Annotated in this window: 4 protein-coding genes and 1 pseudogene; all 5 read left to right on the top strand. The window is 58.6% G+C overall.

The genetic code is table 11. The annotated features are described in order from the left end of the window. The first annotated feature begins 433 nt into the window (after positions 1-433). The gene (locus tag Y707_RS0113150; RefSeq protein ID WP_155852972.1) at positions 434-832 is read left to right on the top strand and encodes a hypothetical protein; all 399 of its coding nucleotides are present in this window, start codon (positions 434-436) and stop codon (positions 830-832) included. Position 833: 1 nt separating this feature from the next. Continuing rightward, the gene (locus Y707_RS0113145) at positions 834-1,028 is read left to right on the top strand and encodes a helix-turn-helix transcriptional regulator (RefSeq protein WP_026535443.1); all 195 of its coding nucleotides are present in this window, start codon (positions 834-836) and stop codon (positions 1,026-1,028) included. Between the two features lie 181 nt (positions 1,029-1,209). Next, positions 1,210-2,577 (top strand): flotillin family protein, encoded by a 1,368-nt coding sequence (locus tag Y707_RS0113140; protein ID WP_026535442.1) that lies wholly within the window; start codon positions 1,210-1,212, stop codon positions 2,575-2,577. A 41-nt stretch (positions 2,578-2,618) separates the two neighbouring features. Continuing rightward, complete coding sequence (locus tag Y707_RS0113135; protein ID WP_026535441.1) at positions 2,619-3,305, top strand: ABC transporter ATP-binding protein; 687 nt, start codon at positions 2,619-2,621, stop codon at positions 3,303-3,305. Then, positions 3,302-3,685: pseudogene (locus Y707_RS31495) on the top strand (hypothetical protein); the annotation flags it as partial. The gene Y707_RS0113135 and the pseudogene Y707_RS31495, both read left to right, overlap by 4 nt.

Here is a 3,685-nt window from a genome sequence, read left to right as displayed (position 1 = left end):
CACTGCGTGGAAACTCGACGGCGAGGCGGTGATGTATTTTCCAAGGTCATGGATGTGTTCGACGGCGGCAGACATGCCTTCGAGCGTACCAAGCGTGCTGCCGGCGCTCATTCACTTAGAGGGAGAATCGTGCAAGCGTCAGGGGCGATCGATGCGGTATACGTAGTGCAACGGGTCATCCACCGGATTGTCGGGGGACATTGGACCTTCGGCGACCCGCTGCAGTCCCGCCTTCTCAACCGCCCGCCACGATGCAGTATTCGCGGCCAGCACAGCGACAAGCACTGCGGGTGCGGCGGGGTAGTCGCTCCACGTGCTCTGAACCGCCCGGGCGAGCATCCGTGACCCGAGCTATTTGTAAAGTAAACTTGACATCATTTCCTTCCGGTGGCTAACGTCCATAGTGTCAAATAAACTTTACACAGGTGGAATCATGTCAAAAGCGATGAGGTTGTCGGTCGCCATCGCAGCAGGTCTGCTGCTGGGTGCAGGTTTGGGATACGTCTTCAGTCTCCATAATCCGGGATCGGCAGCCATTGCGATGCCGGTATTCGCAGTGATGACGGTTCCTGCCCTCGCCGCTGGCGTCTGGCTCGTCCTTAACCGGCGGCATTTCAACCAACAAGTCAAAAAGAACGAGCAGAGTGTGGAGAGGGCGTGGGCCGACCGGGCGTCGGGATGGGCCTTCGCTCTCCTGGTTTGCGCGCTCGTCGTCGGAAGTCTTTCCAACACCATATTCAACGCACCCACCATCGACCCGGTCATCTATGTGGCTTTTGGCCTGGCAGCGCATGGCCTCGCCTACCTGCTCATCAAGCGCCGGGAGTCCTGAAGTGGATAACCGGCTGCCCGAATTGCGGGCCGCCAAAGGACTGTCGCAGTCCGCCCTGGCCAAACTGCTGGATGTTTCGCGCCAAACCATCATCTCCATTGAGAAAGGCCGTTTCGACCCGTCCTTACCTTTGGCCTTCCGCATGGCTGAGACATTCAAGTGCACCATCGAGGACATCTTTATCCGGGGTAATTAAAGCGGAACGCTGTAAGAAGCTGTAAACAAATGCGGTCGCATACGGCGGGAAAATCTTGTTTCTTGCGCCGCTGCTTCCTCAACATATTGACGGAAATGGCGAACAATCATATGGTCAGTTTGGGGAAAAGTTCAGCACATTCCACCATGCCCAGCGTGCAATTGCAACAGAAAGTCTCAACATGGAATTCATTATTATCGGCGTGGTGGCAATTGTCATACTCGCCGTCATCGCCATCATCGCGATGCGTTCGCTTCGGATTGCCAAACCTTCGGAAGCGCTAATTATTGCTGGGAAAAGCGGCAGGGACCAAGTTTCCGAAAATCCTGAACTGGAAGAAGCAAACCAGCGGGTGGTGTTTGGGCGGGCCTTCATCAACCCGTTTACAGAACGGGCGCATTCCATTTCTTTGGCGTCCCGTCAGGTGAGCCTTCGCATTGAAGGTATTTCCGAGAATGGCATCAAACTGCACCTGACTGGCGTCGCCCAGGTCAAGGTCGGTGGCAACGAAGTCTATGTCCGACGGGCCGCACAGCGTTTCCTCGACCAGCAGGATGAGATCGATCCCTACACACAGGAGACCCTCTCCGGCTCGCTGCGTTCCATTGTCGGAACGCTGACAGTCGAATCCATCATTAAAGACCGCGCCTCATTTGCCAGCAAGGTAAAAGAGGAAGCGGAATTCTCCATGAACAACCAGGGTTTGATGATCGATACCTTCCAAATCCAGTCGGTTGATGACGAGACGGAATACCTGAACAACCTCGGGCGCCCGGAAGCGGCGAAAGTTGCCCGGAACGCCGATATTGCCGAAGCGAATACACGACAGGAGTCTGCTGAGGCGGCCGCAATTGCTGATGAGAAGGTCGCAGAAGCTGAACAAAGATTGGAAATCCGCCGCGCTGAACTGAAGCGGGAGACCGACGCACGCCAGGCTGAAGCTAATGCGGCTGGACCGCTGGCCAAGGCGGAGCAGGACCAGGCGGTCATTCTCAAGGATCAGGAAGTTGCGGAACGCCGTGCCGAACTGCGGGAGCGTGAACTGAACACCGAAGTTCGCAAGCCAGCCGACGCGCAACGCTACAAGGCTGAACAGGAGGCGGCCGCTGGACTGGCTGCTGCGCAGGCCGAAGCAGACGCCGACAAGGCCCGCGGTGAAGCGGATGCTGATGTGATCAAGAGAAAGGGCGAGGCCGAAGCCGCCGGTATCCGGGCGCAGGCCGATGCCTACGGTCACTTCAACGAAGCCGCCGTCATCAGTCGGGTGCTGGAAACCCTGCCGAATGTCGCCAGGGAAATTGCAGCTCCGATGAGCGCGGTGGACAACATGACGGTCATCTCACGGGATGGAGCCGGCCAGGTAAACCGAAATGTAGCTACCGGGATTCAGGAGACACTCCAACTCCTGAAAGATACGACCGGATTGGACGTCGTCGAAACTCTCAACAACTTTGCCGGCACGGAGAAGACGTCTGCAAACGACGCAGTGTCAACAGAGGCCACACCCGCGGAGGACCCGGATGGGGCTTCCGTGAGTTCCCAACCGTAGTTTATTTCAGGGCGCCCGCTCTGAAGCCTAGATTGAGGAGTATGAATACCGCCGCGCCCGTTCTCGAAGTCGAGAATCTTGTCGTCGGGTATGCGGGAACTCCGGTGTGTGGCCCTATCAGGGCACAGCTTTACGCTGGGCAGATTCTCGGTGTGGTGGGATTCAATGGAGCCGGCAAGTCGACGGCGGCACGGACCATCGCCGGCAAGCAACAGCCGATCGGTGGAAAGAGCAAGGTACATGGCCTGCCGGTCAACGAGGATAGCATTCCGTTTCGTCGCCAGGTATCGACTGTCTTTGATGAGGATATTTTCTTTCCGTCCCTGACTGTCCGTGAACATTTGCTGCTGGTGGCCCGCGGCCATGGCGTTGCGGATCCGGAAGGCGGTGTCGATGCCGAACTGGAGTTCTTCGCCTTAACGTCCCGGTCGGATGCAGTCCCGGGTGCACTGTCATCGGGCCAACGACGGCGGCTCATGCTGGCAGCCGGGCTGGTCCGGCCGTCGTCGTTGCTGATACTGGACGAACCTGAGCAGCGGCTGGACCCCGTCATGCGCTGGCGCGTGGCGCAACGACTGCGAAGTTACGCCGACGCCGGTGGTGGGGTGCTGCTGGTGACTCACGACCCGGATGTTTTGGAGAGTACCGCCGACAGTTGCCTGCTCATCGATGAGGAGGTGCGTGTCCTGACCGCTGAACAGGCGGCGAAGGACATTGCCGGCCGATGACTGCTCCTGCCGGCAACCTCACGGACTTCGACCCCCGCCGCTATACCAATGAGGCTTCGCGCGCCTATCGGCGGAGAAACACCAAGTTCAGCACACTTTTCGTGGACCTCTACAGCGCTGTCCTGGCTGTCGGCGTCGTGCTCACGCTGACGGCGTCGACCATTTATGCTTTGCGGGAGCAACTGTTGCTTGCCAGCGTCACAGAGCAACGATCCCTTATCGACGACCGCTGGGTGTCCATTCCGCCGAGTGGTTTCATGATCGCGGCAGGTCTTGGCGGACTGCTCGCGGCCTTTGTCCTCGCACACAAGGTGGGGCCTGTTTCCGTCGGCCGCCCGGAGAGTCAATGGTGGCTGAACCTGCCAGTGGACCGGCGCCCG

The sequence above is a fragment of the Arthrobacter sp. H14 genome (assembly GCF_000520495.1).
Lineage (GTDB): Bacteria > Actinomycetota > Actinomycetes > Actinomycetales > Micrococcaceae > Arthrobacter_C.
This window is presented reverse-complemented; position numbering and strand designations above follow the sequence as displayed.